At 41.4% G+C, this 4,908-nt stretch carries 10 protein-coding genes and 1 pseudogene; 5 read left to right on the forward strand and 6 right to left on the reverse strand.

From position 1 onward, the window contains the following. Positions 1–1,078, reverse strand: a 1,078-nt coding sequence (locus tag GVY04_23040; protein ID NBD18904.1) for a 5-oxoprolinase, incomplete at its 3' end; no start/stop codon positions are given. Positions 1,079–1,171: 93 nt separating this feature from the next. Between GVY04_23040 and GVY04_23045 the strand changes: the two genes are divergently transcribed. The 3 genes from GVY04_23045 (at position 1,172) to GVY04_23055 (ending at position 2,807) form a co-directional block, all read left to right on the forward strand. Further along, positions 1,172–1,468, forward strand: coding sequence for a BrnT family toxin (locus tag GVY04_23045; protein NBD18905.1), 297 nt, complete (start codon positions 1,172–1,174; stop codon positions 1,466–1,468). Continuing rightward, positions 1,458–1,742, forward strand: coding sequence for a hypothetical protein (locus tag GVY04_23050; protein ID NBD18906.1), 285 nt, complete (start codon positions 1,458–1,460; stop codon positions 1,740–1,742). The genes GVY04_23045 and GVY04_23050 overlap by 11 nt, the downstream gene beginning before the upstream one ends. 177 nt (positions 1,743–1,919) lie before the next feature. Then, positions 1,920–2,807, forward strand: coding sequence for a hypothetical protein (locus tag GVY04_23055; protein NBD18907.1), 888 nt, complete (start codon positions 1,920–1,922; stop codon positions 2,805–2,807). Positions 2,808–2,836: 29 nt separating this feature from the next. Here GVY04_23055 and GVY04_23060 read toward each other — a convergent pair whose 3' ends face one another. From GVY04_23060 to GVY04_23075, 4 genes are read right to left on the reverse strand one after another with little or no spacing between them, the layout of a single operon-like run. Beyond that, positions 2,837–3,046: a hypothetical protein gene (locus tag GVY04_23060; protein ID NBD18908.1), complete on the reverse strand. Its 210-nt coding sequence runs from the start codon at positions 3,044–3,046 to the stop codon at positions 2,837–2,839. 40 nt (positions 3,047–3,086) lie between these two features. Further along, positions 3,087–3,341, reverse strand: coding sequence for a Txe/YoeB family addiction module toxin (locus GVY04_23065; GenBank protein NBD18909.1), 255 nt, complete (start codon positions 3,339–3,341; stop codon positions 3,087–3,089). After that, a complete protein-coding gene (locus GVY04_23070) occupies positions 3,331–3,615 on the reverse strand; it encodes a hypothetical protein (protein ID NBD18910.1) in 285 nt (94 codons plus the stop codon). Before GVY04_23070 ends, GVY04_23065 begins: the two co-directional genes overlap by 11 nt. A gap of 21 nt (positions 3,616–3,636) precedes the next feature. Continuing rightward, on the reverse strand, positions 3,637–3,822 hold the full coding sequence (locus GVY04_23075; protein NBD18911.1) for a hypothetical protein: 186 nt from the start codon (positions 3,820–3,822) through the stop codon (positions 3,637–3,639). Between the two features lie 72 nt (positions 3,823–3,894). Here GVY04_23075 and GVY04_23080 point away from each other — a divergent pair, with 72 nt between their 5' ends. Both GVY04_23080 and GVY04_23085 read left to right on the forward strand, forming a co-directional pair. After that, entirely contained in the window at positions 3,895–4,083 is a 189-nt protein-coding gene (locus tag GVY04_23080; protein NBD18912.1) for an addiction module toxin, HicA family, read from the forward strand. A 16-nt stretch (positions 4,084–4,099) separates the two neighbouring features. Further along, a complete protein-coding gene (locus tag GVY04_23085; GenBank protein ID NBD18913.1) occupies positions 4,100–4,315 on the forward strand; it encodes a type II toxin-antitoxin system HicB family antitoxin in 216 nt (71 codons plus the stop codon). 137 nt (positions 4,316–4,452) lie between these two features. Here the strand turns inward: GVY04_23085 and GVY04_23090 are convergent. Then, a pseudogene (locus GVY04_23090) lies at positions 4,453–4,801 on the reverse strand (hypothetical protein). Between the last annotated feature and the right edge of the window lie 107 nt (positions 4,802–4,908).

The raw sequence follows: 4,908 nt of genomic DNA on the forward strand, positions 1-4,908 counted from the left end.
TGCCATAAGCAGCGGGTCCCGGATATGCCCCTGCTGAAGCGGGTCCCACTCGATACCGTGATCCATCAAACTCAACAATCGAACCCCCTCCTGCAGCCACAGTATGAATTGCCATCATGGGGGTTTTCAGTCGCACTCCCGCAATTTCGGTTTCTAAACTGCGTTCGTATTCCCCGGCATAGTGGGCGACATCGGTAGAGGTTCCCCCCATATCAAAACTAATAATTTTGTCATAACCGGCAATGAGACTGGTTTTCACTGCCCCAACAATGCCCCCCGCCGGACCCGAGAGAATACTATCTTTTCCTTGGAATAATTGGGCATCAGCTAATCCGCCATTGGACTGCATAAACAGGAGTTGGGCGTTACTCTTTCCATGATTGAGGTTCAGCTTACTGGCAACTTGATCCACATAACGGCGCAAAATGGGGGAAAGATACGCATCCACCATTGTGGTATCCCCACGGCTGACGAGTTTCATTAAGGGGGTAACTTCGTGGGAAACCGAGATTTGGGTAAAGTTTAACTGACGAGCAATTTCAGCAATGGCTTTTTCCTGATGCGAATAACGATAGCCGTGCATCAAAACGATCGCGCAACTTCTAATCCCACTGTCATAAGCCTGTTGTAAGTCTTGCTTGACCTGTGCTTCATGAAGAGGCGTAATCACATTCCCCTTTGCATCCAACCGTTCTTCCACCTCAATCACTTGTTCATAGACCATTTCTGGCAGCACAATCTCACGGGCAAAAATATCAGGACGATTTTGGTAGCCAATGCGGAGGGCATCCCGAAAGCCTTTGGTAATGAGTAAAACAGCGCGATCGCCCTTATGTTCTAAGAGGGCATTAGTTGCAACCGTTGTCCCCATTTTGACGGCTTGAATTTGTTCCGTAGGCAGAGGCTGATCTGGACTTAAACCAAGGATATCTCGAATCCCTTGAATGGCAGCATCTTGGTAATGATCAGGGTTTTCGGAGAGGAGTTTATGGGTAAGAAGGGTTCCATCCTCTCCTTTGGCAACAATATCTGTAAATGTTCCCCCGCGATCAATCCAAAATTGCCACTGTTGCGCCATTGCTTTACCTCAACATTTATCTCTTGTTGGTATTTTAGCGAGAAGCGCAAAATGTATTGATAATATCAATATATTTCGTCTAAACTAGGTGATATGGATGTCTTTTTCAAGTTCAATGGCATTACTTTTGTTTGGAATGAGGAAAAAGCACGGAGTAATCCTCAAAAACATGATGGTGTCACATTCGAGCAAGCTGCACAAGCCTTCTTTGATCCAATGCTGGTGGTTGTTGATGCTAGTCGTAACAATGAACCGCGAGAGGCGATCATTGGTTTAGATGAACAATGGAATTGTCTGTACGTCGTTTACATTGAGCTTGAGAATGACATGATTCGGATAATTTCCGCCCGTAAAGCAACCCGCAAGGAACGTGAGTTTTATGAAAATTGAAACCTTAAAAAAACGACTTGACAAAAACCGACCGATGACGACTGTTACCATGCGTCTCCCTGAAGATGTGGTGGAAGATTTGAAGCGAGTCGCGCCTTTGCTGGGGTTTTCAGGTTATCAACCTCTGGCTCGTGCTTACATTGGTCAAGGGTTGCGTGCTGACTTGGAACGTTTGGAGAATGATACGGTTTCGGCTTTGGTTGAAAGTTTGAAACGTCATGGGGTCAGTGATGAGGTTCTTCAAGAAGCATTGAGTGAAGTAATACACGATTAGTTTAAATTGATGGTTGTTCTTAGATTCCAAAAGGGTGTTGGTGACAACCGTCGTATTTATTTTAATCATCTGAATTTTCTTGTTGAAAATGATTAATCAGAGTCAAAATAAAAAATCATATTATTTAAAACATAAGCATCAAATTAATTAATGTAATCAATATTAAGTGCAAAATTTATGAGTAAGAAGACATATATCAACTTACTAGAATATGCTAAAGGTCTATATGGAAAAGCATTAAATCTCTTAGAACCAGGTGAATGTGATGATTTCTCTGTTATTTCTGGTAGTATAATTTTAATAGTGGGTCTAGAGAAGTTAACTAAAAGTGTTATCTATAAAGTTAATCCTTTGATGATTCTTTTGGAAAAAATAGAGTTTAAGACTCTAGTTGAATTCAGACAAGGTGAAGATTTTAATAATAGAAATACTATCTCCTTTGAAAATGCTCTCTTAAGAGCAACTGAACTATATCCCAACTTAAATGCACACAAGCAAGACATCAAATCAATTATTAATGATAGGAATATCTTGATGCATAATTTTGGCTATCTAGATATAGGAAATTTGGAAAAGAAAGTCCAAATCAAGGTAGCTGACTTTACTGAATCAATTTGCCGAGAGTGTTTTGAGTCAGAACCCTCTGAGATTCTTGGACAAGAAACATGGTCAAAATTAAAAAATAACCGTGATGCCTACAAGCAAGCTGAGGTGTTAGAACTCAATACTAGAATCAAACATCTAAAAAGATTACTAGCACAAGGAGAAACCTTACCATGTGACCCTATCCATATCTCGGAAGATACGCCTCAAGCTCCTATGTGTTGTCCAGTTTGTGAAGAAAACGAAGCATTAGTTTATTTTGATATTGATTGGGATATTGACATTGATCATCGAGAAGGAGTTGTTTTTGGAGCTTATCCTATTCCTATTCCAACTAAATTAAAATGTACCTGTGGTTTCACATTACAGGAGCATGAAGAGGTAGATTGTCTGTTAGAAGATCAAAATAGCAAGATTTACGATGAAATTCTTCAAATGTATTTGGGGGATGATTACGATTAAGTTTTTCGTGATCGCTGTTTAACTCAGTTCTACTGCATTTGAGAGCGCGATCGGGTGCGAGGAGGCGCGATCGCTGTTTTTCTCAATTCTATTGCACCTGAGGACGCGATCGAGGTGCGAGGAGGCGCGATCGCTGTTTTTCTTAATTCTATGACACTTGAGAGCGCGATCGGGTGGAGAGAAGGCGCGTAGGTCGCAGACCGAGCCGTAGGATCGCTGTTTTTTTGATTCCACTGCATTTGAGAGCGCGATCGGGTGGGGAAGAGGCGCGATCGCTTGTTAGTAATGATATCGAAGCTGAATTAAAATGATTGCTTCCTCGGTTACTGCGTAAACGATACGATGTTCTTGATTGATCCGTCGAGACCAAAATCCCTGTAAATTCCCCTTCAACGGTTCTGGTTTTCCTTTTCCTGTAAAAGAGTGGCGTAATGTATCTTCAATCAACTCATGAATTCGCTTGCACATCTTTCTGTCATTACTGAACCAGTAGAGATAATCTTCCCACGCTTGTTGCCGAAAGCTAAGCAACATTTTGATTCGAGTCTCTTGTTAATAATTCCTGATCCTGTAGTTCTCTCCTTGCTTCCTGCAATATTTGAGCATTACGAGGACTACTCAGCAAATGCTCGGTATCATCTGCTCCATAAGTAACCAGATCAAGATTTTCATCAGTAATATTATCCTGCTCTAAGTCTAAAAGTAAATCCTGTAAAGATTCATTATCCAGCTTGTGAAGATGGCTGACAATCCGTTCTATAAGTTCTAAGCGTTCCATATTATCATCATTAATTACTACCTCAACCATATCACTGCCAAGGCGATCGCTTTATCCATCAATTCTATTACACTGGAAAGCGCGGTCGAGGTGGGAGAAGGCGCGCAGGTGGCAGACCGAACCGTAGGGGGTTAAGCCCGCGCCGTAGGCAGGCATCGCTGTTTCATTCAGTTCTCTGTGGCTCTGAGAACGCGATCGAGTGAGGAAATGCGCGATCGCGCAAATTCTAGTTTCCAATAAGCTACTATGAAAAAAATAAGGCGGTTCTCGATAAAGTTATTTGCCCTGAATTAGCGTCGCCATAAACAAATGAAAGTCAAAGAGATCATCCGCCTTATTGAAAATGATGGTTGGCAACTTGCCAGAACTAGAGGCAGTCATCGTCAATATAAACACCCAACAAAGCCGGGCTTAGTTACCATTCCAGGAAAGCCTAATGATGATCTCGCTCCCGGAACTGAAAATAGTATCTTAAAACAGGCTGGAATCAAAAAGTAACAGGTAGGTTGTTAAAATGAACAGATATTTAATCGTAATTGAAAAAACATCAGCTGGATATTCCGCCTATTCTCCAGATTTACTAGGCTGTGTCTCCACAGGTACAACAATTGAGGAAGTGAAAGAGAATATGAAAGAAGCAATACAGTTTCATCTGGAAGGAATGAAAGAAGAGGGCTATGAAATTCCAATCCCAACAGCCAGCTCTTCATTTTTAGAAGTTGCTATCTAACGGAGATTTCGAGGAATTCTTTGGCTAGGGCGTTTGCGAAGCATAGGCTTAGCCTAATCGCGGCTTGAATCAAATCAATTCTATTGCATTGGAGAGCGCGATCAAGGTGGGAGGAAGCGCGATCACCTCATTCTTCACTAGATGTATCGGACTTGATTTTCCATTTCCTGAGAAGTAACTTGATTGAGAATAATCAGCAATCGTTTTGCAATCTCTTGTGGTGAACGACGAATTGCAAAAATAACCCCACAGTGCATCTCACCTGTATTGAAATAACTTTGTACAAGCTCTTCTTGCATCAGTGCGATTATGAGTAACTAGCGTTCTTCCTTGAGTGATCGCATAAGCTAATTGTTCGGCATCAGTCACTTGGAGTTGTCCTGCATCCCGTGCAGTAATGACATCAAAGCCTCTTGCTTGAAGCAAATCCGCTACTAAAACATGAACATCTTCATCTAAGTATAAACTAATCAAAAAATTGCTCACAAATTTCTCACCAACGGATCAATTAGTTCATCTGAAATACGGTTACGCTCAATGTATTGATTGATTTCTTCTTGATGATCGCAATAGTAAGTTAATGCTCCAAAAAC

It is taken from the genome of Cyanobacteria bacterium GSL.Bin1, from assembly GCA_009909085.1.
Lineage (GTDB): Bacteria > Cyanobacteriota > Cyanobacteriia > Cyanobacteriales > Rubidibacteraceae > Halothece.

Bases quoted from the DNA above. Each gene is read 5' to 3' on its own strand.
- GVY04_23060 (NBD18908.1), bottom strand. From the start codon at position 3,046: ATGCAGTGGAATCAAAAAAACAGCGATCCTACGGCTCGGTCTGCGACC.
- GVY04_23045 (NBD18905.1), top strand. From the start codon at position 1,172: ATGGATGTCTTTTTCAAGTTCAATGGCATTACTTTTGTTTGGAATGAG.
- GVY04_23065 (NBD18909.1), bottom strand. From the start codon at position 3,341: ATGTTGCTTAGCTTTCGGCAACAAGCGTGGGAAGATTATCTCTACTGG.
- GVY04_23050 (NBD18906.1), top strand. From the start codon at position 1,458: ATGAAAATTGAAACCTTAAAAAAACGACTTGACAAAAACCGACCGATG.
- GVY04_23070 (NBD18910.1), bottom strand. From the start codon at position 3,615: ATGGTTGAGGTAGTAATTAATGATGATAATATGGAACGCTTAGAACTT.
- GVY04_23080 (NBD18912.1), top strand. From the start codon at position 3,895: ATGAAAGTCAAAGAGATCATCCGCCTTATTGAAAATGATGGTTGGCAA.
- GVY04_23055 (NBD18907.1), top strand. From the start codon at position 1,920: ATGAGTAAGAAGACATATATCAACTTACTAGAATATGCTAAAGGTCTA.
- GVY04_23085 (NBD18913.1), top strand. From the start codon at position 4,100: ATGAACAGATATTTAATCGTAATTGAAAAAACATCAGCTGGATATTCC.